We start from the raw sequence: 24,390 nt of genomic DNA on the forward strand, positions 1-24,390 counted from the left end.
CAACGCGGCAGCGCCCGCCCCCCAGGATGAAGCCAACGGCCGCCGTGCGCGGCCGACACCCCGTGTCGGCAACGAGCGGGGCAAGCACATGGATAACAACGAGGAGAAAGATCGAATGTCGACCGTCAATGCGGAAGTCCGTCCGGCCAAGCCGTCGGTGCTGGCCGATTCCCTCCATCTCGGTGCGCCCGTCGATGGCGAAGGCCAGACGCCCCGCGCCGTGATGCACGATGCCGGCGGCGCGGCGGCGCAGCCGGATCCCTCGATGCAGCCGAGCCCTGCGCCGGCGCCGGTATCCGCGCGCCCGAACGCGATGCTCGACTGCGGCTGGGGCCGGCTGATGTTCGCCCCGTCGTTCGAGTCGCCGGCGCGGCTGGCCGCCGAACTGCAGCAGGAAGCGCCGGGCCGGCGCGATATCGCGCTGTATGTCGAAGCGCCGCAGCTGCTGCTGGCCGAGGCACCGCAGACGCTGTTTCTGGACCCGTCGCTGCTGTTCCGCCGCACGCTCGAAGACGGCGATGCGGCCGCGGCCGCCACCGGCGCGGCGGGCGTGACGATCCGCCGCCTGTCGACCCGCGCCGATATCGCCGCGATCAACCGCCTCTATTCGGCGCGCCACATGGTGCCCCTCGATCCCGCCACCGTCTGGCGCCAGCGCGATCATGACGCGGTGATCTACCTGATCGCCGAAGACGAGTCCACCGGCGACATCATCGGCTCGGCGATGGGCGTCGACCATCTGCTCGCCTTCGGCGACGAACGCGGCGGCAGCAGCCTGTGGTGCCTGGTGGTCGATCCGCAAACGCATCTGGCCGGTGTCGGCCAGGCGCTGGTGCGCGAACTGATCGCGCTGTTCGCCTCGCGCGGGCGCAAGCACCTCGATCTGTCGGTGCTGCACGACAACCAGCACGCGATCGGCCTGTACCACAAGCTCGGCTTCGTGCAGATCGACGGCTTCGTCGTCAAGCACAAGAACGCCATCAACGAGCCCTTGTTCGCCGGCTCCAGCGAGTGCGACAACCTCAATCCGTATGCCGCGCTGATCGTCAAGGAAGCGCGCCGGCGCGGCATCGGCGTCGAGATCATCGATGCGGACGCCGGCATCTTCAGCCTGCGCTACGGCGGCCGCGAGATTCTGTGCCGCGAGTCGCTGTCCGAGCTGACCGGCGCGGTCGCAATGACCTGGTGCCAGGACAAGGCGCTGACGCGCAAGCGGCTGGAGCAGGTTGGGCTGAAGGTGCCGGCGCAGCGCCAGGCCGCGACCGACGCCGAGAATCTTGCCTTCCTCGCCGAGCACGGATCGGTGGTGGTCAAGCCAGCCTTCGGCGAGCAGGGCCGCGGCATCAGCGTGGACGTTCGCACCGAGGATCATCTGCGCAGCGCGATCGACACCGCGCACCAGGAGGGCGGCACCGTGCTGCTCGAATCGTTCTGCCCGGGCCAGGACCTGCGCATCGTGGTGATCGGCTACGAGGTGGTCGCCGCGGCGATCCGCAAGCCGGCCGAGGTGGTCGGCGACGGGCAGGCCGACCTGAAGACGCTGATCGAGCGCCACAGCGCGCGGCGCAGCGCCGCTACCGGGGGCGAGAGCCGCATTCCGCTCGATGCCGAGACCGAACGCTGCCTGGCCGCACAGGGGCTGACGCTGCAATCGGTGCCGGCCGCCGGGCAACGCGTGCCGGTGCGCAAGACCGCCAACCTGCATACCGGCGGCACGCTGCACGACGTCACCGGCCAGCTGCATCCGGTGCTGCGCGAAGCCGCGCAGACCGCGGCGCGCGCGCTGCGCATCCCGGTGGTTGGCCTGGATTTCCTGGTGCCGGCCGCCGATCAGCCCGAGTACGTGATCATCGAAGCGAACGAGCGGCCCGGCCTGGCCAACCACGAGCCGCAGCCGACCGCCGAGCGCTTCGTCGATCTGTTGTTTCCCTTTACGTCCTGAATGACTTCCTGAATGACTTCCTGAGCGCGCGCGCCCAGGCATCGCCTATCCATGCAGAAACTGAAGATCGACCGGCTGTACCTGAAGACTGCGCTGCTCGAGCTGCTGTCCATTCCCAGCCCGGCGGGTTTGACCGACGAGATCGTGCACTACACCGCCCGCGTGCTCGACGGTCTCGACATTCCCTATCAGCTGACCCGGCGCGGCACCATTCGCGCGACGCTGCGCGGCAATAGCGCCAACAGCGGCATGGGGCCGGACTGCGCGATCGTCGCGCACCTGGACACGCTGGGCGCCATGGTGCGCGAGATCAAGCCCAACGGGCGGCTCGCGCTGGCGCCGATCGGCACCTGGTCCAGCCGCTGGGCCGAGGGCGGCCGCGTGACGCTGTTTACCGAGCACGGCCGGCATCGCGGCTCGGTGCTGCCGCTGCTGGCCTCGGGCCACGTCTACAACGAGGCGGTCGACACCCAGCCGGTCAACTGGGACCAGCTCGAGCTGCGGCTCGACGAACCCGCCTCGACGCCGGAGCAGCTGCGCGCGCTCGGCATCCAGGTCGGCGACTTCGTGGCCTTCGACGCCAATCCGGAGATTCTCGACAACGGCTATGTCGTCTCGCGCCATCTGGACAACAAGGCCGGCGTCGCGGCCGTGCTGGCCGCGCTGAAGGCGGTGCGCGAGAGCGGCGCGTCGGTGCCGATGGACTGCCACGCGGTGTTCACGCTGACCGAGGAGGTCGGCTCGGGCGCCACCGCGGTGATCGAGGACGACGTCAGCGAGGTGATCGGCATCGATATTGGTCCGGTGGCGCCGGGGCAGGGCGCGCGCGAGGAAGGCGTGACGATTCCGCTGATGGACTCGGCCGGTCCGCACGACTATCACTTGACGCGGCGCTTGCTGCGGCTGTGCGACGAGCATGGCATTCCCAGCCATCGCGACGTGTTCCGTTTCTACCATTCGGACGCGGGGGCCGCGGTCAGCGCCGGCCACGACGTGCGCACCGCGCTGCTGTGCTTCGGCGCCGATGCCTCGCACGGCTACGAGCGGACCCATCTGGACGTGCTGGTGCATCTGGCCGAACTGCTGACCGTCTATATCCAGAGCGGGCCCACGTTGCCGGAGGACCGCCAGCGCCGCATGGGCTCGGTGGCCGGCTTCTCGCATCAGCTCGATCCGCGCCAGCTGACGCGCAGCGAGACGCCGTTGCCGGATGCCGGCGAGCTGGTGCACACCCGCCGCGACAATCCGTCCGACAGTTCTTCCTGATGCCCGCGATACCTCTCGCGATGCCGTTTTCTCCGGAGCCGACGCCATGGATCTGAATTTCATCGACGCCGACAAGCTGCAGGCCACATGGGCCTATCTGTTGCAACTGGCGGTGCACCAGGGCCTCAATGTGCTGGCCGCCCTCGCCATCCTGCTGGTGGGCTGGTGGCTCAGCGGGCGTGCCCGCAACGCGGTGCTGCACGCCTTCGACCGCCCCCATGTCGACGCGACGCTGCGGCCGATGCTGGGCAGCGTCACGCAGTGGGTGGTGCGCGTCGTTACCGTGATCCTGGTGCTGTCGCAGTTCGGCGTGCAGACCGCCAGCATCATCGCGATGCTCGGTGCCGCGGGCCTGGCGATCGGGCTCGCGCTGCAGGGCACGCTGCAGAATATCGCCGCCGGCATCATGCTGGTGCTGCTGCGCCCGTTCCGCGTCGGCCAGTACATCGACGCCCAGGGCATCGCGGGCACCGTGCGCGAGACCGGGCTGTTCATGACCGAGCTGACCACCTTCGACGGCGTCTGCCTGCGCGTGCCGAACAACAAGATCTGGGGCAGTGCGATCACCAACTACAGCGAAAATCCGACGCGCCGGCTCGATATCGAGGTCACGGTGCCGTTCGGCGCCGACGTGCAGACCGCCCTCGGCGTGCTCCGCCGGATGCTCGCGGACGACAAGCGCGTGCACGAGGTGCCGGCGGCCGAGGCGATGGTCGTCAACTTCACCAGCGAGGGCGTGACGCTGAACGTGCGCTGCTGGACGTCGAACGACGACTACTGGAATCTGCGCTTTGCCTTCTACGAGCGCATCAAGCGCGAGCTGCAGGCGGTGGGCATCGATATCGCGGTGCCGGTGCAGGAGTTGCGCGTGCCGGGCAATGGCGAGCAGGGCGCGGTGGTGCTGAACCATACGCCGCACGCGTCGCCGCATGCCGCGCCGCATTCGTCGCCTCCCTCGGCCATCGGCACGCCGCGGCGCGCCTAGCGGGAAAGCATTGGGCGCGTGAGGCCCTGCGCATGTCGTTCCCGCGAAAGCGGGAATCCAGCGTCTTCGAAAAGACACTGGGTCCCCGCGTGTGCGGGGACGACGGGTTCAATCATGCTTCGCTCGCGAACAGCGTGCAGGCCCCTTCCTCGGCCGTGCTGACGTTGCGGCGGAAATTGCCGAACAGGTCGCGCCCGACGCCATGGCGATGGCGGGTCAGATCGGGCACGTCGATCGTGCGCGCTTCCCACTCGGCCTGCGGCACCAGCGCGGTCAGGATGCCGGCTGGCGCGTCGACGCGGATCATGTCGCCGTCGCGAACCTTGCCGATGGCACCGCCCTTCAGGGCCTCCGGGCAGACGTGGATCGCGGCCGGCACCTTGCCCGAGGCGCCCGACATGCGGCCGTCGGTGACCAGCGCCACGTGAAAGCCGCGGTCCTGCAGCACCGTCAGCGTCGGCGTCAGCTTGTGCAGCTCCGGCATGCCGCAGGCCGCCGGGCCCTGGAACGGCAGCACGGCGACGAAATCGCGTTCGAGCTCGCCGCGCTTGAAGGCGGCCAGCATGTCGTCCTGATGATGGAACACGCGCGCCGGCGCCTGCACCACCTGATGCTCGGCCTTGACTGCCGAGGTCTTGATCACCGCGCGTCCCAGATTGCCGTCCAGCACCTTGATGCCGCCGTCCGGCGCGAACGGCTCGCCGGCGCCGCGCACCACCGAGGCGTCCAGCGATTCGGTGGGGCCGTCGATCCAGACCAGCTTGCCGTCGCGCAGCGCCGGCTCGCGCGTGTAGTCCTCCAGGCCCTGGCCGACGATGGTCGTGACATCGTCATGCAGCAGGCCGCGCGCGAGCAGGCCGCGGATCACCAGCGCCAGGCCGCCCGCGGCCTGGAAGCCATTGACGTCGGCCTGGCCGTTTGGATAGACCCGCGCCAGCAGCGGCACTACGGCCGACAGCTCGTCGAAATCGTCCCAGGTCAGCATGATGCCGGCCACGCGTGCCATCGCGATCAGATGCAGCGTGTGGTTGGTCGAGCCGCCGGTGGCAAGCAGACCGACGATGCCGTTGACGAAGGCGCGTTCGTCCAATACCTGCGCGATCGGCGTGTAGCGCTCGCCCCCGTGGACCAGCCGCAGCGCCTGGCGCGCGGCCTCGCGCGTCAGCGCCTCGCGCAGCGGCGTGTGCGGGTTGATGAAGGCGGTGCCCGGCAGATGCAGGCCCATGATCTCCATCAGCATCTGGTTCGAATTGGCGGTGCCGTAGAAGGTGCAGGTGCCGGGCGAATGGTAGGACCTGCTCTCGGCTTCCAGCAGTTCCTCCCGCCCGATCTTGCCCTGCGCATACAGCTGGCGGATGCGGGCCTTTTCCTCGTTGGGGATGCCGGTCGGCATCGGCCCGCCCGGCACGAACACCGCCGGCAGATGGCCGAACGACAGCGCGCCCATTACCAGCCCGGGCACGATCTTGTCGCAGATGCCCAGGTACAGCGCGGCATCGAACATCTGGTGCGACAGCGCGACCGCGGTCGCCTGCGCGATCACGTCGCGCGAGAACAGCGACAGTTCCATGCCGTCCTGCCCCTGCGTCACGCCGTCGCACATCGCCGGCACGCCGCCGGCGAATTGCGCGGTGCCGCCGGCCTCCAGCGCGGTCTCCTTGAGCCAGGCGGGGAACTCTCCGAGCGGTTGGTGCGCCGAAAGCATGTCGTTGTACGAAGACACGATCGCCAGGTTGGGCCGTTCCTCGGCCTTCAGGCGGATCTTGGCGGGCTCCGGCATCGAGGCGAAGCCGTGGGCAAGGTTCGTGCAGGACAACTGCGCGCGTTGCACCTTGCTGCCGGCCATGGCTTGCGTGCGGGACAGGTAGGCCTGCCGCGTCGGTGCGCTGCGGGCCACGATGCGGGCCGTCACTTGTTCGAGTACGGGATGGGACATGGGGCTCTCTCCAGCGGAATTCTTCGATGTCGCGGGGAACGTTGCCGTTCAGCCTAGCGCATGTCATCGGGGCTTGCACGGAGCATGCCCGCCGCGCCGCGAGTCCACGCGCTGGCTGCCGCGTGGCTCGCAATGCGCCCGCGACTCACGTAAACTGGCCGCATCGGCCGCGCTACGGGGTCTCTATCAAGCGACAAGGAGGTCAGGGTGAGCATGCCCGATTTCGACATGGTGCTGGTTGGCGGCACCGGTGACCTGGCCAGGCGCAAACTGCTGCCGGCCTTGTTCGACGCGCATCGCGCCGGATTGTTGCATCCCGCGGCGCGCATTCTGGCCACGGGCAGCCATCCTTCCACTACCGAGGAGTACGTCGCCACGCTGGAGCAGGGCATGCGGCCCGGCCTCGAACACGCGCCGCCGGGCGACTGGGCCAGCTTCGTGCAGCGGCTGTGCTACGTGCAGGCCGACGCGCGGCAGCCGGAACACTTCGATGCGCTGGCGCGCAAGGTACTGTCCCGCCAGCCCGAGGTCGTGGTCTGCTACCTGGCCACCGCACCGCATCTGTTCGTGCCGATCTGCGAGCAGTTCGGCCGCACCGGCCTGAACCACCCCAATGTGCGCGTGGTCCTCGAAAAACCGCTGGGCCACGACCTCGATTCGAACGAGGCGATCAACGCGGCGGTGGCACGCTACTTCGCCGAGGAACAGATCTACCGGATCGACCACTACCTGGGCAAGGAGTCGGTGCAGAACCTGATGGCAATCCGCTTCGGCAACGCGCTGTTCGAGCCGCTGTGGCGCCGCGAGTGGGTGCAGGACGTGCAGATCACGATCGCCGAGGAGCTCGGTGTCGAGGGCCGGGGCGATTTCTACGACCAGACCGGCGCGCTGCGCGACATGGTGCAGAACCACCTGCTGCAGCTGCTGTGCATGGTCGCGATGGAGCCGCCCACCAGCCTGACCGAAGACGCGGTGCGCGACGAGAAGATCAAGATCCTGAAGGCGCTCAAGCCGATCTCGCCGCAGGAGGTCGCCGAGAAGACCGTGCGCGGGCAGTACCGCGCCGGAGCCATCGCCGGCAAGCCGGTGCCCGGCTATCTCGAGGAAGAAGGCATCGCGCCGGACAGCCGCACCGAGACCTTCGTCGCGATCAAGGCCGAGATCGCCAACTGGCGCTGGGCCGGCGTGCCGTTCTACCTGCGCACCGGCAAGCGGATGCAGTCGCGTGTCGCCGAGATCGTGATCCATTTCCGCGACGTGCCGCATGCGATCTTTCCGCGCCCGCTGACGCTGTCGCCGCAGAACCGGCTGGTGATCCGGCTGCAGCCCGAGGAAAGCATCCGGCTGTACTTTCTGGTCAAGCAGCCCGGCGACACGGTCGCGCTGACCCCGACCTCGCTCGATCTCGATTTCGCCAACTCGTTCAAGGTGCGCCGCGCCGGCGCCTACGAACGCCTGCTGCTCGACGTGATACGCGGACGGCTCGGCCTGTTCGTGCGCCGCGACGAACAGGTGCAGGCATGGCGCTGGGTCGAGCCGATCATCGATACCTGGGCCGAGAGTTCGCTGCCGCCCAAGCCCTATACCGCCGGCACCTGGGGGCCGGCGGCGTCGTCCGCGCTGCTGTCGCGCGACAACGCGCTGTGGCACGAGGAGGTTTGACCCCCCGCGTTGACGTCATCCCCTGCGTTCCAACGAACCCCGAACCCCGAATCCGGAAATCGCCATGCGCCGCTTCGAACATCCCTCGCTGCTCGACCAGGCCGAAGCGCTGGCCGCCTCCGTCAGCCACGCGCTCGACCTCGCCATCCAGGTCCGCGGACACGCGGTACTTGCCGTTTCGGGCGGGCGTTCGCCGGTGCCGATGTTCGAGCGGCTGCGCTATCGGCCGGTGCGCTGGGACGCGGTGACCATCACGCTGGTCGATGAGCGCGCGGTGCCGCCCGGACACGAGGACAGCAACGCCCGTCTCGTGCAGGAGCATCTGCTGCATGATGCCGCGGCCGCGGCCAGCTTCGTGCCGCTGATCGCCGATGCGCTCGAGGCATCCGAGCCCGCGCGGGCGGTGGTGCGCCTCAATGCCGCGTTTCGCCAGCCCGACGTAGCGGTGCTCGGCATGGGCGAGGACGGCCATACCGCCTCGCTGTTCGCCGATGCGCCGGAGCTGGGCGAGGCGCTGAACGGCGATACGCCCTGCTATGTGGTGACGCGCCCGGCCAGCGCGCCGCATGCGCGCGTGACGCTGAATCTGGCCGCCCTGCTGGCCGCCGAGCGCGTGTTCCTGGCGTTTGCCGGCGCGGCCAGGGCCGAGGTGTTCGAACGCGCGCTGCAGCAGCCCGGGCCCGCGTTGCCGGTGGGGCTGGTGGCCAGCCGGCATCGCTACGGCTTCGACGTGTTCACCGCGTGAAAGCGCCGCCCGAATTCGCTGACTCAATACGCTGACTCAATACGCCGACTCAATACGCCGCCTGAACGCGCCGTCCGGATACGTAGCCCGAATGCACGCGTTGCCGCCACGGCCCGATTTTCGCCCGATGTTTCCCGCCCTGCGATGACTACCTACCCCCGCCTGCTCGCCGATGTCGGCGGCACCAATGTCCGCTTCGCCCTGCAGACCGCGCCCGATGCGATCGGACCGGTCACCGCGCTGAAGGTCGCCGACTATCCGTCGCTGGAGGCGGCGATGCGGCAATACCTGTCGCAGCTGTCCGGTCCGCAGCCGCGCCACGCGGCGATCGGGCTGGCCAATCCGGTCACCGGCGATCGCGTCAAGCTGACCAACCACGCGTGGGCGTTCTCGATCGAGGCGGTGCGCCAGGCGCTGGGACTCGAGACGCTGCTGGCGTTGAACGATTTCACCGCGCTGGCGCTGGCCCTGCCGTACCTGCAGCCCGGCGAGCTGGCGCCCGTGCGTGCCGGCACGCCCGCGGCCGACACGCCGCTGGCCCTGATCGGCCCCGGCACCGGTCTCGGCGTGTCCGGCCTGATCCCCGGCCGCCATGGTGCGGGGCCGGTGGCGCTGGCGGGAGAGGGCGGGCACGTCGAACTGATGCCCGCCACCGACGACGAGTGGATCGCCTGGCATGCCGCGCATCGCGAGCACGGCCGCGTCTCGGCCGAACGGCTGCTGTCGGGCATGGGACTGTCGCATACGCATGCCGCGCTGGCCGCAGAAACGGGTACGCCCGTGCGCGTGCCGCTGACTGCGGCGGAGGTGACCGAGGGCGCCTTGCAGCGGGGCGACGCGCTGTGCCAGCGCGCGCTCGCGGTGTTCTGCGGGCTGCTCGGTTCGGTGGCGGCGGATGTGACGCTGATCCTCGGCGCGCGCGGCGGCGTCTATATCGGCGGCGGCATCGTGCCGCGCTTCGTCGACGCGCTGGCAGCATCGAGCTTCAACGCCCGCTTCGTCGACAAGGGGCGCATGCGTGCGTTCCTCGAGCCGGTGCCGGTGCAGGTGATCACCGCGCAGTTTCCCGCGCTGCCGGGGCTGGCCCACGCGCTGGCCGAAGCGGTCGATCGGCAATGAGCCGCCGCGGCGGCCCGCAGTGGCGAACCAACGGAGCGAAGCGATGCGCGTGCTGCTGATCGAAGACGACACGATGATCGGCGATTCCGTGCGGCTGGCGCTGCGTCAGGAAGGCTTCGCGGTGGATTGGGTGCGCGATGGCGAGGCCGGCCTGTCGGCTGCCACGCAACCGCCCGGCGTCGGCGCCGGCGGCGCAGCCGAAGGACAGCACGATCTGGTGCTGCTCGATCTCGGCCTGCCGCGCCGTTCGGGCCTCGATGTGTTGTCCGGCATGCGGGCGCGCGGCGTTGCCACGCCGGTGCTGATCCTGACCGCGCGCGATGCGGTCGCCGATCGCGTCGCCGGTTTGAACGCTGGCGCCGACGACTACCTGGTCAAGCCCTTCGACCTGCAGGAACTGGTGGCGCGCATCCACGCGCTGGCGCGGCGCGCGCAAGGCCGCGCCGAGCCGCTGGTGCGCTACGGCGCGATCGTGCTCAATCCCGCCACGCGCGAGGTCACGCTGTCCGGCGAGCCGGTCCATCTGTCGGCGCGCGAATACGCGTTGCTGGCGGCGCTGCTGGCCCGGCCCGGCAAGGTGTGGTCGGTGCAGCAGCTGCAGGAGAAGCTGTACGGCTGGGACGACGAGGTCGGCAGCAACACGGTCGAGGTCTACATCCACGCGCTGCGCAAGAAATTTGGCCAGGGTTTGATCCGCAATATCCGTGGCGTCGGTTATGTCTGTCCGAAGCTCGAGGAAGGCGCGCAGCAGGGCGACAAGGGCGGCGGCAAGGACGCCGGCAAGGACGGCGGCGAAGAGCACGAAGCCGCCGGAGGAGCGCGCTGATGCGATCGATCCAGCGAACCCTGCTGTGGTGGCTGGCGCTCGGCCTGCTGGCCGGCATCGCCGCCGCCACCGCGCTGATCTACGGGCAGGCCCGGCAGGAGGCCAACGCGCTGTTCGACTACCAGATGCGCCAGGTCGCGCTCGCGCTGCCGAGCCAGTTCAGCGGTCCGGCGATGCCATCGCTGTCGCCGCCGCTGCCGCCCGGCACCGACAATCTGTTCCGCTCCGACGAGGATGTGGTCATCCATATCTGGGACGGCACCGGCCGCAGCCTCTATCTGTCGCATTCGCGGCCGTTGCTGCCGCCGCGCGCCGAGCTCGGCTTCTCCAATGTGCGCACCGACGATGGCGAGTTCCGCATCTACAGCGTGCAGCTCGGGCCGGCGGTGGTGCAGATCGCGCAGCCGATGAGCGCGCGCCGCGAAGTGGCCGCGCGAATGGCGCTGCGCACCGTGGCGCCGCTGCTGTTGCTGCTGCCGCTGCTCGGCTGGATGGTCTGGCTGGCGGTCGGCCGCGGGCTGCGGCCGGTGCGCGAGATCGCGCGGCAGGTCGGCAAGCGCGATGCCAACGCGCTGTCGCCGCTGGCGGTCGCCGAGATGCCGGCCGAGATCGCGCCGCTGACCGAGGCGCTCAACCTGTTGCTGGCGCGGCTGTCCGACGCGATCGACACGCAGCGCGCGTTTATCGCCGATGCCGCGCACGCGCTGCGCACGCCGCTGACCGCGCTGCAGCTGCAGGCGCAACTGGTCGAACGCGCCGACAGCGAGCCGGCGCGCCGCGAGGCGGTCGGCAATCTGCGGGACGGACTCGAGCGGCTGACGCATCTGGTGACGCAATTGCTTACGCTGGCGCGCCATGAGCCTGGCGCGGTCGTCGCGGGCCAGCAGCCGGTCGCGTTGCGCGAGCTGGCCGCGACGGTGGTCGGCGAGATGACGCAGGCCGCGCTGGATCGGAATATCGACCTGGGGCTCGACGCCAGCGGCGGCGACAACGGCGACGATGGTGGCAATGATGGCAATGGTGGCAATGGTGGCGATGGTCGCAAGGCTGGCGATGCTGGCGATGCAGACGCGGCCGGGCTGACCGTGCAGGGCGATCCCGACGCGCTGCGCATCCTGCTGACCAATCTGATCGACAACGCGCTGCGCTATGTGCCCGCAGGCGGCAAGGTCGACGTGCGCGTGCAGCGTGCGGACGCGGGCCGCGTTGCGCTGATCGTCGCCGACAACGGTCCCGGCATCCCGCCCGAGCAGCGCGCCCGCGTGCTGGATCGCTTCTACCGCTTGCCCGATGCGCCGAGCGGCGGCAGCGGCCTGGGCCTGGCCATCGTCGACGAGATCGCCCAGGTGCATCGCGCCACGGTGTCGCTGGAAGATAACGCGCCGGGGCTGCGCGTGCGGGTCGTGATTCCGGAAGCCGGCAACGCGCAGGGCGCGCGCCGCAATTAGGCCACTGCCTCGACGCGCTGCCGCGCTCCTGTCGAAAAGCGTACCCGTTTCTGCGTACGCGTGTGACCGACTTTTTCCCGGCCCCTTCCGACCGCTTCGCTCGTTTCACACTGCTTCAGGAGGTACTCATGCAGATCGATCTCACCGGCAAGACCGCGCTGGTCACTGCCTCGACCGCCGGCATCGGGCTGGCCATCGCCATTGGCCTCGCGCGCAGCGGCGCCACGGTCATCGTCAACGGCCGCGAGCAGGACACCGTCGAGGGCGCCATCGCGGACGTGGTGCGCGAAGTGCCGGGCGCCTCGGTGCGCGGCGTCGCGGCCGATGTCGGCAGCGCCGAGGGTTGCGACGCCATCGTGGCCGCGGAGCCGGCGGTGGACATTCTGGTCAACAACGCCGGCATCTACGGTCCGCGCGACTTCTACGAACTGAGCGACGAGGACTGGACCCGCATCTTCGATGTCAACGTGATGTCGGGCGTGCGGCTGGCGCGGGCGTATACCGCCGCAATGGCGGCAAGCGGCTGGGGCCGCGTGGTCTTCATCTCGTCGGAGTCGGCGCTGAACACGCCGGAGGACATGATCCACTACGGCTTTTCGAAGACCGCGCAGCTGGCGGTATCGCGCGGACTTGCCAAACGGCTCAGCGGTACCGGTGTCACAGTCAATGCCGTCTTGCCGGGGCCGACGCTGTCGGACGGCCTGCGCGAGATGCTGCGCGAGGACGCGGACAAGGCGGGGCTGTCGATCGAAGAGGCGGCCGCCGAGTTCGTCAAGGCGCATCGGCCCAGTTCGATCATCCAGCGCGCGGCCACGGTGGAGGAGGTCGCGCACATGGTGGTCTACGTCTGTTCGCCGCAGGCATCGGCGACTACCGGCGCCGCGTTGCGGGTCGATGGCGGCGTGGTGGACACCATCGCTTGATGCCGGGGCGCGAGCGCGCTGCATCCGCGCGGCGATGACGAGACGTCGAGGCATCGAAGAGCCTTGATTCGACTGATATTGTGTACGCAGAAACGGGTACGCTCGGCACGCCACGCGGCCTCGGACCGAGTTCGCACGACGCAGAAACGGGTACGGTGCGCGCCGCGCATGGCAGGCGGCCGCTGCGGATTGCCCGCCCGATTCGTGCCATGCCCGGACTGTCTTTGGCCCGCCAGGGGCACTTTGTGCGGGCCATGAGGCTGTCGATGCGGCTGCCCATGCGGCCCGCAGAAACGGGTACGCTTGCCGAAAGCCGTGCGCAGAAACGGGTACGCTTTGGCGCCCATGGATGCGCCGGCAGCGATGAAACGAAAACACCGGCGCGCATGGCGATGCCATGCCGCGCCGGTGTCGTTGTTTCAGATCTGTATCAGACTCGTATCAAACTTCGGCCGGCTCCGATGCGGCGGTGCGCGCAGCCACCACCGGCGCGAGCGGGCGCGCCATCCGCGGCGCCTGCGGCAGCGGACCGCAGAAGCCGAAGTCCACTTCCGGCACGCGGCCGCTGATCAGTTCGGCGATTGCCCGTCCCGAGCCGCAGCCGTGGGTCCAGCCCAGCGTGCCGTGGCCCGTGTTCAGGTACAGCCCCTGCACCGCGCTCGCGCCGATATACGGCACGTTGCCCGGCGTCGCGGGACGCAGGCCGGTCCAGTAGCGCGCCAGTTCCGGACGGCTGACACCGGGGAAGATCTCCAGCGTGCGCCGTACGATGGCCTCGCAGCGTACCGGGTTCAACTCCATCGAATAGCCGTTGAGCTCGGCGGTACCGGCGATGCGCAGCCTGTCGCCCAGCCGCGAGAACACCAGCTTGTACTCGTCGTCGGTCAGGCTGACTGTCGGCGCGCGCTCGGGATCGAGCACCGGCAGCGTCGCCGAATAACCCTTGGCCGGATAGATGTCGAGCTTGATGCCGAGCGGGCGCGCGAGCATCGGGCTGAAGCTGCCGAGCGCGAGCACATAGGCATCGGCCTGCTCGACGGTGTAGGCGCCGGTCTCGTCGGCGATCTCGACGCCGCGCATGCGGCCGCCTTCGGCCAGCAGCCGCTGCACGCGCACGCCATAGCGGAAACGCACGCCGCGCGCCTCGCACAGCGCGGCCAGGCCGGTGGTGAACCGGTGTACGTCGCCGGACTCGTCCTCGCTGGTGTAGGTGGCGCCCGCCAGCCGCGGTTTGATCGCGGCCAACGCCGGTTCAAGCTGCACCACCTCGTCGGGACCGATCACGCGGCGTTCGCAGCCGAGCTCGCGCATGATGCGCGCCGGCTCGATGGCCGCGTCGAATTCCTTCTGGCTGGTGTAGAAGTGCAGGATGCCGCGGCTCAGGTGATCGTATTCGATGCCGGTCTCGGCGCGCAGCGCCTGCAGGCTGGCGCGGCTGTAGGTGCCGAGGTTGAGCAGCTGGATCATGTTGCGGGTGGAACGCCGGGCCGGACATTCGCGCAGGAATTTCAGGCCCCACGCCCATTGCGCCGGGTCGGCACGCAGGCGGAACAGCAGCGGCGCGTCCTCGCGTCCCAGCCAGCTCAGGAGTTTGAGCGGTGCGGAGGGATTGGCCCAGGGTTCCGCATGGCTGACCGAGATCTGGCCACCATTGCCGAAGCTGGTTTCGCGTGCCGCGCCGGCATTGCGCTCGAGCACCACGACCTCGTGGCCGGCCTTGGACAGATACCACGCCGAGGCCACGCCGATCACGCCGGCCCCCATTACGATGACTTTCATTTCAGGCTCCAGGATGCAAAAAGGGGCAGCCGGCCGGCATCGTCGATGCCAACGCGGCTGCCCCCACTGTCCTTTTGCCTGAGAGATTCACCGTGTCCACCCGGACCCGGCTTGCCCCTTCGGCGGCCGTCATCGTCGATAGCGGATGGCAGCGCTCTCCAGTTCGTTGTCCTCTCCAGTCTTCGGTACCTGAGCGTTTCGGGGGTACGCCTTCGGCAGCGCTGCCGCCGCGCTGTCGCGCCGCAGGCTCGCGTTCTCCTGGATGGGCGGACAGTAACACGGCGCGGCGCCGGCCGCAACGCGAGTTACCTGCGACCGGATGGCGCCCCGCCTTGCCTGCGTGCCTGCTTGTTGGCGTACATCGCCTGATCGGCCTGCGCCAGCAGGTCGGCGATGCCGGCATGCCGGGCCGGATCGAAAGCGACCGCGCCGGCGCTGAAATCGAGCTGGTAGCCGCGCTGGCTCTGCGCGTTGTACGCGTCCACGCGTTGCCGAAAGCGGGCCAGCATCTCGTCGCACTGGTCGGTAGAGGCATCGACCAGCAGCACGACGAACTCGTCGCCGCCCAGCCGTCCGATCAGATCGGAGTCGCGAAAGGCCTGGCGCAACTGGTCGGCAAAGGCCGACAGCGCCAGATCGCCCTCGGCATGGCCGAAGCGGTCGTTGATGGCCTTGAAGCCGTCCATATCGAAGAACAGCAGCGTGACCGGCATCGCCTGGCGCTGGCAGACCGCCAGCGCATGCTGCGCCAGCGCCGAGAAGCCGCGCCGGTTCGACAGCATGGTCAGGTCGTCGATCGAGGCCAGCTGGGCCGACTCCAGTTCCTGCTCGGCCAGGCGTCCCAGATCGTGCAGCAGGGCCTGGTCGTCGTTATCGAACTCGCGTGGCTCGGTGTCGATCAGGCACAGCGTGCCGACCTTGGCGCCGCCGCGCACGGCGAGCGGGCAGCCCGCGTAGAAGCGCACGCCCGGTGCGCCGGTGACCAGCGGATTGTCGTGAAAGCGCTGGTCCTGCAGTGCGTCGGGCACGATCAGCAGATCGTCGCGCAGGATCGCGTGGCCGCAGAACGACTGCTCGCGCGGCGTCTCGCGCACGGCCAGGCCGAACGAGGACTTGAACCACTGGCGCTTGGCGTCGACCAGGCTGACCAGCGCGATCGGCACGTCGAACAGCCGCCTGGCCAGCCGCGTCAGCCGATCGAAGCGTTCTTCGGCGGCGGTATCCAGGATGTTCAGCGAGTACAGCGCGTCGAGGCGCCGCGGGTCATCGGCGGGAATGGGAGCAGGAATCATCTCGTCAATGCGATCGTCGTTACCCCGATCGTCGTCGGCCCGTCTGACGCGGGTTTGTCGCCGGCCGCTGCGGCGTCGCGCGGCCGGTCGATAAGGTCGTTCAATGGCAGGCCGGCGCTACACCTCGCGCGTCATCCCCTTCAGATCGATCCACTGTTCGAACTGCTCGGCGGTGACATGGCCCGAGGCGATCGCCGCCTCGCGCAGCGACAGATTGCGCGCAACGGCGAGCTTGGCGATCTCGGCCGCCTTGTCGTAGCCGATATGCGGGTTCAGCGCGGTGACCGGCATCAGCGACCGTTCGAGCAGCTCGGCGATGCGCGCGCGGTCCGCTTCGGCGCCGGCCACCATATGCTCGGCGAAGCTGGCCGCCGCGTCGGCCAGCAGTGTAACCGACTGCAGCAGGCTGTAAACGATGACCGGCTTGTAGGCGTTCAACTCCAGCGTGCCGAGGCCGTTGGCCAGCGTGATGGTGGTGTGGTTGCCGATCACGCGGCAACAGACCATCGCCAGCGCCTCGGCCTGGGTCGGATTGACCTTGCCCGGCATGATCGACGAGCCGGGCTCGTTGGCCGGCAGCTGCAGCTCGGCGAAGCCGGCGCGCGGGCCCGAGCCAAGCAGCATGAAATCGCGCGCGATCTTCAGGAAGGACGACGCCGTGGTGTTCAGCGCGCCCGACAGATCGGCCAGCGCGTCGTGCGCGGCCTGCAGCGCGTAACGGTTGGCAGCCGGTTCGAACGGCAGGCCGGTGTAGTCCGCCAGTGCGCGTGCGAACGCGGCGGCAAATCCCGGCGGCGCATTGAGTCCGGTGCCGACCGCGGTACCGCCCTGCGGCACCGGCATCGCGCGCAGCACGGCCTGGTGCAGCCGCGCCTGGGCGTCGGCGACCTGCGCCTGGTAGCCCGAGAACTCCTGGCCCAGCGTCAGCGGCACAGCGTCCTGCAGATGGGTGCGGCCGACCTTGACGATATCGGCGAAAGCCTCGACCTTGCTGCCCAGCGTCTTCTGCAGCGTCTCCAGCGCCGGCAGCAGCTGGCGCTGCACTGCGCGCGCCGCGGCGATGTGCATCGCGGTCGGGAAGCTGTCGTTGGACGACTGGCTCGCGTTGACGTGGTCGTTGGGATGAACGGGACGTTTGCTGCCGACCTCGCCGCCGAGCAGCTGGATCGCCCGGTTGGCGATCACCTCGTTCAGATTCATGTTGGTCTGCGTGCCGGAGCCGGTCTGCCAGACGGACAGCGGAAACTCGTCGGGCCACTGGCCGGCGATGATCTCCTCGGCGGCCTGTTCGATCGCCTGCGCCAGCCCCGCGTCCAGCACGTTCAGCTCACGGTTCGCGCGCGCCGCGCACAGCTTCAGGATCGCAAAGGCCTCGATCAGCGCCGGCGGCATCTTTTCGTTGCCGATGCGGAAGTTCTGGCGCGAGCGCTCGGTCTGCGCACCCCACAGGTGCTCGGCGGGGACGGGTACCTGGCCCAGGCTGTCCTGTTCGATGCGGGTCGCGGGGGGCTGCTGGTCTGACATGACTGGCTCCTGTGGACGAACGGGTCGGATCGATTTTTCAGGCTTTCTAGGATACGCCGCCGGGGCGGCCGACGCAGAGTGCGGCGCCGGAGGCGAAGGTGGCGCTAGAAGCGGGCTTCCCGGGACCGGCTCGCCAGCTCCGGCGGCCCGATCTCGAAGCGTCCGCGGCCAGCGTCCTTGGCGCGGTACAGCAGCGCATCGGCCTCCTTGGCCAGCTGCTGCCACGTGATCGGGCCGCCCTGGTACAGCGCGATGCCGATGCTGACATTGACGTCGACAAAGGCGCCTTCGATGAAGAAGCGGCGGCCGACCGAATGCAGGATCGCGCCGGCGACGCGCACCGCGACATCGGGCCGGTCGATGTCCTCCATCACGATGGCGAACTCGTCTCCGCCCAGGCGCGCCACCGCGTCGCGCTCGCGCACGCAGCGCTGCACCCGCTTGGCAAAGCTCTGCAGCAGCTGGTCGCCGGCCGCGTGGCCGTAGACGTCGTTGACCGCCTTGAAGCGGTCCATGTCGAGGTACAGCAGTGCCATCAGGCGATCCTGCGAGCGGCTGCGAGCCATCGCCTCGGCGAGCCGCGTCTCGAAGGCGCTGCGGTTCAGCAGCTGCGTCAGGTGATCGAGGCGCGAGATCTGCGCCAGCCGCAGCGTCTCGAGCTTGCGCGCGGTGATGTCCTGCACATGGACATGGACGCCCTCGACGCGGCTGCCGTCGGCGCTCCATTCGGGACGGAAATTGGTCTCGGTGCAGTGATAGTCCGGATCGTGAAACTCGGTCTCGAAGGTGACCGCGGTCCCGGCCAGTGCCTGCTGCAGGTAGGGCTGGATGCGGGCGTAGCGCGCCTCGCCCAGCAGTTCGCGCAGCGTCATGCCGCGCAGCTGGTCCAGCGGGATGCCGAAGGTGCGCTCGTAGGCGAGGTTGTTGAAGACGTAGCGCTCGTCGGTGTCGATGAAGGCGAGCAGCGAGGGCAGGGTGTCGGTGACCGCGCGCAGGCGCGCCTCGCTGCGGTGCAGCTGCTCGCGCCGCTCGCGCACGTCGCGCATCAGCCGGGCGAAGGCGCGCGCCAGCACGCCGATCTCGTCGTGGCGATGGGTCGACAGCCGCTCATAGGCCGACAGGTCCCGCGCGCTGTCGCGCACCACGCGCCGCAATTGCGCCAGCGGCGCGAACATCCAGTGGACCGCGAACCAGTTCAGCATCGCCACCATCGCGACCGCGACCGCGGACCACAGCAGGAAGCGCTGCTGCATCGCGTGCAGGGGCTGGAAGGCCTCCTTGGCCGGCAGCACCGCGACCAGTTCCCAGCCGGTCGTCGCCATCAAATAGCGTGCGATCACCGGCTCGCGCGGCGTCAGGAATTCGAAGGTGGCCGGATGCGCCTGCACGCCGCAGGTCTCGCCCTGCGCGCGCGCCGGCCGTCCCACCTGCTGCTGCAGCCGGTGCTGGACGTAGACCGGCTGTGGCCCGGCAGAGACCAGGCAATAGAAACCGGTGCTGCCGATCGGGCTGTGCGGCACCTCCACCAGGAAGTTCGAGCGCGCCATGTCGATCCATCCGCCCACCAGTCCGAGGAAGGTCTTGTCGTCCGAGACGATCGGCACGGCCAGCAGCACGCCGACCGAACCGTCGGCCCGCGCCCGGATCGGCGGGCTGATCACCGGCGCCAGCGTGCGCGCGGCCTCGCGAAAGTAAGTGCGATCCGCGACCGACACCACGGTGCCGTCGCGGGCCAGCAGCATGCCTTTGGCGTCGACCACGACGGCGCTGTTGAAGGTGCCGGGAATCGGCAGCGCACGGCTGAGCATGGCCTGCAGCTCGGCTCGCGGCGCATCCATCTTCGTGCTGAATTGCGGGGCCAGGTGTTCGAGCAGGACCAGGCGGTCGGTGACCGCCGAGTCGAGCTGCTCCGCCGTCAGCTTGACCACCGAATCCTGCTGGGCCTGCAGTGCGTCACGCAGGTCGGCATGGGCCGATTGCAGCGAGCCGACCACAATGGCGGCACCGAGCACGGTTGACAGACCGGCCGTGACCAGCGCGATGCGGGTCGTCAACGACAGCGCGAAACGCGGACGACGCGACTGTGGCGCAGCAGCCTGCGCGCGGCGATCGTCGTTCGGTGTGTCGTGCGGTCCTTTCTGCGGTGCGTTGGGCGAGGCGTCGAGCAAGGGGGGACGGTGCATGCGTGCCCGCAAGGGCGTTCCCCGGGGTCGGCGGGTTCCGTAGGCGTCACCGTATCACATCGAGCGGCATGGTGCGAGTAGCGGCCCTCGGGGGCTGGCGGCTGTCGCAAAGTGCACTGCGCGCGGTATAGTCCAAGCCGTGATCCGAGCCTGGACGCCAGCGGCATCGGTGCCGGTCACGACCCTGGCGCCACGCTGCGGCGCTCCAATCCAGGCCGCCCCGGCCCGCTTTGCTATTGCGATGAAATTGCCTTCGCTTCCTCCCGCCGTCCTGGCTCTGCTGGTCGTGGCCGCCGGCGCCTGCGTCACCGCGGTGGCCGCCGTGCAGACCGCCGCGTGGAGCGAGCGGGCCGCCACGCAGCGGCTCGATGCGATGCTGGCGGCGAGCGTGATGGCGGTGCGTCAGCGGCTCGATACCGGCGAGCGTCTGCTGCGCGGGGCCAGCGGCCTGCTGGCGGCGCATCCCGAAACCACGCGCGACCAATGGCGGGCCTATATGCTCGGCACGCAAGTCGACGATCTGCCGCCAGGCATCCATTCGGTCGGCTTTGCCAGATTGACCGAGGCGTCCGGCCTGGACGCGCTGATCGATTCGGTCCGCGCCGACGGCCTTCCCGCCTTCGATGTGTTTCCGCGCGGCGAGCGCGAGGTCTACGCGCCGGGCGTCTATGTCGAGCCCTTCGCCGGCCGCACCCTCGGCGCGCTCGGCTTCGACCATCTGTCCGAGCCGGCACGCCGCGCCGCGGCCGAAGCGGCGCGCGACGCGATGCAGGCCCGCATGACATCGCGCGTGACGCTGCTGCGCGAGGCGCATCGCAGCGTCGCGCCGCAGGGCACGGTGCTGTACCTGCCGGTCTACCGCAACGGCATGCCGCTCAACGCGGTGGAAGAGCGCCGGCAGGCCCTGCTCGGCTATGTCTATGCCGCCTTCCGGCTCGGCGATCTGCTGGCCGACGCCGCCGCCATTCATGGCGGCAAGCTGTCCCTGTCGCTGTATCAGGGGCGCCCCGCCGGCGCAGCCAACACGTTGCTGCTGGCCCGCGCGGGCGGCGAGGCGGCACCGCGCACGCATACCCATCCGCTGCGCCAGCTCGACCGGGAGATGTCGTTCGGCGGCCAGGTCTGGACCGTACGCGCCACTACGCTGCCGGCCTTCGAGGACGGGGGTCCGGGACAGCCGGTACCGCTGGTGACCGCCGGCGGGGCGCTCGGCACCGGGCTGCTCGGCTGGCTGGTGTGGCACCTGGCCGTGCGGCGCCGCACGGCCGAACGCGCCAGGCAGTCGGCCGACGTGGTGGCGCAGCGGCATGCCCGCCTGCTCGATCACGCGCCGATCTGCGTGATTGCTTTCGACCGGCACGGCACGATCACCTCGATCAACCGGCCCGGCGAGCAGATGCTGTGGTATCAGGCGCACGAGCTGGTCGGACGCATCCCGTACAGCGCGCTGCACGAGCCCGGCGAACTGGCCGCGCGTGCTCGCGCGTTGTCCGCCGAGCTTGGCCAGCCGGTGGCGCCCGGCTTCGACGCGCTGATCGCCAAGCCGCGTCTGGGTCTGGTCGACGAACACACCTGGCACTACGTCCGCAAGGGCGGCTCCATGCTGCCGGTGCAATTGACGCTGTTGCCGCTGCCGGGGACGGGGCCGGAGGGCGGCCTCGGCAAGCACCCGGGCCAACCCGAGCAGGATGGTACCGGCGGCTATCTGGCGATCGCGCACGATCTGACCGAGCGGCGGCGCGCCGATGCCTATATCGATCACCTCGCGCACCACGACACGCTGACCGGCCTGCCCAACCGCGACTACCTGAGCGGGCGCGCCGACGCGTTGCTGCAGGCGATCGGCGCCCGTGACGGACGGGTCGCGCTGCTGCTGATCGATCTGGACCAGTTCAAGCGCATCAACGATTCGCTGGGACACCACGTCGGCGACGACGTGCTGCGCACGATGGCCGACCGGCTGCGCGCCGCCGTGCGCCGTGCCGATCTGGCGGCGCGGATGGATGGCGATGAGTTCGCCGTGGTGTTGACCGATATTGCCGACGAAAGCGAGGCGGAACTGGCGGCGGCCAAGATCGTGGCGCGGCTTTCCGAGGAGTTGCGCTTGGGCGGGGTGCGGCTGCGCGTCACGCCGTCGATCGGCATGGCGCTGTTCCCGACCGACGGCAATACCGTCGCCGATCTGCTGCAAGGCGCCGACGCGGCGCTGCATGCGGCCAAGCAGGGCGGCCGCGCGCAGGTGCGCCGCTTCTCGCGTGACATGAAGGAGGCGTCGCTGGCCCGCTTCACCATCGAAGGCATGCTCAGGCGCGCCCTGGTGGAGCAGGAATTCACGCTGCGCTATCAGCCGCTGGTCGACACCGCCAGCCAGCGCATCGTCGGCGTCGAGACGCTGATCTCGTGGCATACCCCCGAGCGCGGCGCGATGCAGCCGGCCCAGTTCATCCCGATCGCCGAGCAGTGCGGGCTGATCGTGCCGATCAGTGAATGGGTGTTGGCAACCGCGTGCCGCGAGATTCAGACGCTGCGGATGCGCACCGGCATCGATCTGGAGGTTGCGGTCAATATTTCGCCGCCGCATCTGCAGCAGGCCGACTTCCCCGCGCTGGTCGACCGCTGCCTGCGCGAAAGCGGCCTGCCGGCACGCAATCTGGCGATCGAAGTCACCGAGGGCATCCTGATCGAAGGCACGCCGCAAACCATCGAGGCGTTCCGCGGCATTCGGGCGCTCGGCGTGGGCCTGTCGATCGATGACTTCGGCACCGGATATTCGGGGTTGAGCTATCTGACACGGCTGCCGATCAACAAGCTGAAGATCGACCGCTCCTTCGTCGCCAATCTGGCCGACGCCAACGGCAATGGCGAGGACCGTGCCGTGGTGGCGGCGATCATCGCGCTGGGTCATCAGCTGCGTCTGCAGGTGGTGGCCGAAGGCGTGGAAACCGCCGACCAGTTCCGCTTCCTGCGGGAGCAGGGCTGCGATGCCGTGCAAGGCTTCCTGTTCGGCGCCGGCGTGCCGCTGGCGGAGCTGATTGCGCGCTGCGAGCGGGGGGTGAACGTGCAAACGGTCTAGGGCCGGGTCGATCCGGTCCGCAGAAACGGGTACGTTTCCTCGTTGGGGCGCTCGTTGCGGTGTCCGCTCGCCGCGACGGGACAAAAAAAGAAGCCGCCAGTTGCCTGGCGGCTCGTCGGGAATGCGTCGGAGGGGTCAATTAACTCTGGCGCAGACCAGAGTTTAATTTCACTTAAGGCGTTTTGTCACTGCTTGTAATATTTACCCTTTCCGTTGTGGGGTCAAGCTGATGCCATCGTGCAACAGTTGCGCCCTTACATCGCCTTACATCGCCCTACATCGGCCACCTTGGCTTCCCGGTCGCGCCCGCAGACGATGCGCATGTCCGAAAACGGCTTGCCATTGGCGGCCTGCGGGCGTCAAATCCGCGCATCCGCCTCCCAGCCGGTCACCACCGCGCCCATTCCACTCATGACTGCCGCCGATTTCATCCGCCTGCTCTCGCTGTCCGCCATCTGGGGCGCCAGCTTCCTGTTCATCCGTGTCGGCGCCCCGGTGCTCGGCCCGCTCACCGCAGCCTTCGTCCGCGTTGTGATCGGTGCGCTGGCGTTGGCCGCCATCCTGGCCGTGCTCCGTGTTCGCTGGGACATGCGCGGCAAATGGACCCGCGTGATGGTGCTGGGCGCCATCAATTCCGGCATCCCTTTCGTCATGTACTCGATCGCCGCGCTGTGGCTGCCGGCCGGCTATTCGGCGGTGTTCAACGCGATGACGCCGCTAATGGGCGTGCTGATCGGCGCGCTGTTCTTTGCCGAGCGCATGACGCTGGCCAAGGCCGCGGGCGTACTGATCGGTGTGGCGGGCGTGGCGGTATTGACGCGAACCGGCCCGGTCGCGTTCAGCGTTGAAGTGCTCCTCGGGGCCCTCGCTTGCCTTGCCGCAACCGCCTGCTACGGCCTGGCAGGCTTTCTGACGCGCCGCTGGATCGGCCAGCAGGGCGGGCTCGATGCGCGGCTGGTGGCGTCGGGAAGCATGGTCGGTGCGACGCTGTTCCTGCTGCCGTTTTGCATCGGGGCGCTGGTCCAGGAGAACACGCTGCCGGCGGCAAGCGCCGGCGTTTGGGCGGCAATGGCGGCGCTGGGCATCGTCTGTACTGCGCTGGCCTACATCCTCTATTTCCGGCTGATCGCCGATATCGGGCCGGTGCGCGCGCTCAGCGTGACGTTTCTGATTCCGCCGTTCGGGATCGTGTGGGGCGCCGTGTTTCTCGGCGAGTCGCTGTCCTGGGCGCACGCGGTGGGTGGGGCGCTGATCGGAGTGGCGTTGTGGCTGGTGTTGAGGCCGGCGACGGTGCCGGCGGTGCCGGCCGCGGGACGGCCGTGATTTGACGGCGGTGGTGATCGAATGAGGCGGCGTCTGGCCGCCTAAGCTGCGGCCGCGCCGGCCCCGCCGTCGTGCGGGCTTGCAAGGCCGGCGGCGACGTTGTAGCGCTCGCGCACCAGCATGATGACCTTCCGCGCATGCGGCAGATCGCGCACGGCGTCGTCATCACAACGACCGGGGAAGTCGACCTCCGCGCTCCAGTTGCAGCCGGTATGGTCAGGCCGGTGCACGCAAACCGCGCGCAGCTGGCAATCATGGCAACCCGGCTGCGCGCGCAACTGCCGCGCCAGGATGCGTTTCAGTTCGGTCAAGGGTTTGAACAGGCGTTCCATCGCGAAGCTCCATCGGGCGGGCCGGCATGGCG

17 protein-coding genes and 1 riboswitch are annotated in these 24,390 nt (G+C 69.2%); of the genes, 11 read left to right on the plus strand and 6 right to left on the minus strand.

What is annotated here, in order from left to right:
* Positions 1-115: 115 nt before the first annotated feature.
* The 3 genes from ngg to HTY53_RS18790 are packed head-to-tail and all read left to right on the plus strand — an operon-like array spanning position 116 to position 4,193.
* Positions 116-1,942 (plus strand): N-acetylglutaminylglutamine synthetase, encoded by a 1,827-nt coding sequence (gene ngg / locus HTY53_RS18780; RefSeq protein ID WP_254600017.1) that lies wholly within the window; start codon positions 116-118, stop codon positions 1,940-1,942.
* Positions 1,943-1,993: 51 nt separating this feature from the next.
* Positions 1,994-3,208 (plus strand): osmoprotectant NAGGN system M42 family peptidase, encoded by a 1,215-nt coding sequence (locus HTY53_RS18785; RefSeq protein WP_174108017.1) that lies wholly within the window; start codon positions 1,994-1,996, stop codon positions 3,206-3,208.
* 46 nt (positions 3,209-3,254) lie between these two features.
* Positions 3,255-4,193 (plus strand): mechanosensitive ion channel family protein, encoded by a 939-nt coding sequence (locus HTY53_RS18790; protein WP_174108018.1) that lies wholly within the window; start codon positions 3,255-3,257, stop codon positions 4,191-4,193.
* 112 nt (positions 4,194-4,305) lie between these two features.
* Here the strand turns inward: HTY53_RS18790 and edd are convergent, their stop codons facing one another.
* Positions 4,306-6,129 carry a phosphogluconate dehydratase gene (edd, locus tag HTY53_RS18795; protein ID WP_174108019.1) on the minus strand — a complete coding sequence of 608 codons (1,824 nt, stop codon included), beginning with the start codon at positions 6,127-6,129 and terminating at the stop codon, positions 4,306-4,308.
* A gap of 213 nt (positions 6,130-6,342) precedes the next feature.
* On the opposite strand from edd, the gene zwf reads away from it, so the two are divergent.
* The 6 genes from zwf (at position 6,343) to HTY53_RS18825 (ending at position 12,852) form a co-directional block, all read left to right on the plus strand.
* Entirely contained in the window at positions 6,343-7,791 is a 1,449-nt protein-coding gene (gene zwf / locus HTY53_RS18800; protein WP_174108020.1) for a glucose-6-phosphate dehydrogenase, read from the plus strand.
* A 64-nt stretch (positions 7,792-7,855) separates the two neighbouring features.
* Positions 7,856-8,536 carry a 6-phosphogluconolactonase gene (gene pgl / locus HTY53_RS18805; protein ID WP_174108021.1) on the plus strand — a complete coding sequence of 227 codons (681 nt, stop codon included), beginning with the start codon at positions 7,856-7,858 and terminating at the stop codon, positions 8,534-8,536.
* 144 nt (positions 8,537-8,680) lie between these two features.
* Entirely contained in the window at positions 8,681-9,655 is a 975-nt protein-coding gene (gene glk, locus HTY53_RS18810) for a glucokinase (protein ID WP_174108022.1), read from the plus strand.
* Between the two features lie 43 nt (positions 9,656-9,698).
* On the plus strand, positions 9,699-10,481 hold the full coding sequence (locus HTY53_RS18815; RefSeq protein ID WP_174108059.1) for a response regulator: 783 nt from the start codon (positions 9,699-9,701) through the stop codon (positions 10,479-10,481).
* Entirely contained in the window at positions 10,481-11,929 is a 1,449-nt protein-coding gene (locus HTY53_RS18820) for an ATP-binding protein (RefSeq protein WP_174108023.1), read from the plus strand. The genes HTY53_RS18815 and HTY53_RS18820 overlap by 1 nt, the downstream gene beginning before the upstream one ends.
* Positions 11,930-12,057: 128 nt before the next feature.
* Complete coding sequence (locus HTY53_RS18825; protein ID WP_174108024.1) at positions 12,058-12,852, plus strand: SDR family NAD(P)-dependent oxidoreductase; 795 nt, start codon at positions 12,058-12,060, stop codon at positions 12,850-12,852.
* A 441-nt stretch (positions 12,853-13,293) separates the two neighbouring features.
* Here HTY53_RS18825 and HTY53_RS18830 read toward each other — a convergent pair whose 3' ends face one another.
* The 4 genes from HTY53_RS18830 to HTY53_RS18845 form a co-directional block, all read right to left on the minus strand.
* Positions 13,294-14,631, minus strand: coding sequence for a D-amino acid dehydrogenase (locus HTY53_RS18830; protein WP_174108025.1), 1,338 nt, complete (start codon positions 14,629-14,631; stop codon positions 13,294-13,296).
* Positions 14,632-14,687: 56 nt separating this feature from the next.
* A riboswitch (glycine riboswitch) is annotated at positions 14,688-14,803 on the minus strand.
* A 133-nt stretch (positions 14,804-14,936) separates the two neighbouring features.
* A complete protein-coding gene (locus tag HTY53_RS18835) occupies positions 14,937-15,923 on the minus strand; it encodes a GGDEF domain-containing protein (RefSeq protein ID WP_174108026.1) in 987 nt (328 codons plus the stop codon).
* 117 nt (positions 15,924-16,040) lie between these two features.
* A complete protein-coding gene (gene fumC / locus HTY53_RS18840; RefSeq protein ID WP_174108027.1) occupies positions 16,041-17,447 on the minus strand; it encodes a class II fumarate hydratase in 1,407 nt (468 codons plus the stop codon).
* 104 nt (positions 17,448-17,551) lie between these two features.
* Positions 17,552-19,630: a sensor domain-containing diguanylate cyclase gene (locus HTY53_RS18845; protein ID WP_254600018.1), complete on the minus strand. Its 2,079-nt coding sequence runs from the start codon at positions 19,628-19,630 to the stop codon at positions 17,552-17,554.
* A gap of 241 nt (positions 19,631-19,871) precedes the next feature.
* Here HTY53_RS18845 and HTY53_RS18850 point away from each other — a divergent pair, with 241 nt between their 5' ends.
* A complete protein-coding gene (locus tag HTY53_RS18850; RefSeq protein ID WP_174108028.1) occupies positions 19,872-22,703 on the plus strand; it encodes a bifunctional diguanylate cyclase/phosphodiesterase in 2,832 nt (943 codons plus the stop codon).
* A 411-nt stretch (positions 22,704-23,114) separates the two neighbouring features.
* The gene (locus tag HTY53_RS18855; protein ID WP_174108061.1) at positions 23,115-24,026 is read left to right on the plus strand and encodes a DMT family transporter; all 912 of its coding nucleotides are present in this window, start codon (positions 23,115-23,117) and stop codon (positions 24,024-24,026) included.
* A 41-nt stretch (positions 24,027-24,067) separates the two neighbouring features.
* Here HTY53_RS18855 and HTY53_RS18860 read toward each other — a convergent pair whose 3' ends face one another.
* Positions 24,068-24,358 carry a hypothetical protein gene (locus HTY53_RS18860; RefSeq protein WP_174108029.1) on the minus strand — a complete coding sequence of 97 codons (291 nt, stop codon included), beginning with the start codon at positions 24,356-24,358 and terminating at the stop codon, positions 24,068-24,070.
* Positions 24,359-24,390 lie beyond the last annotated feature (32 nt).

This window comes from Cupriavidus gilardii (assembly GCF_013314895.1).
Taxonomy (GTDB): domain Bacteria; phylum Pseudomonadota; class Gammaproteobacteria; order Burkholderiales; family Burkholderiaceae; genus Cupriavidus; species Cupriavidus gilardii_C.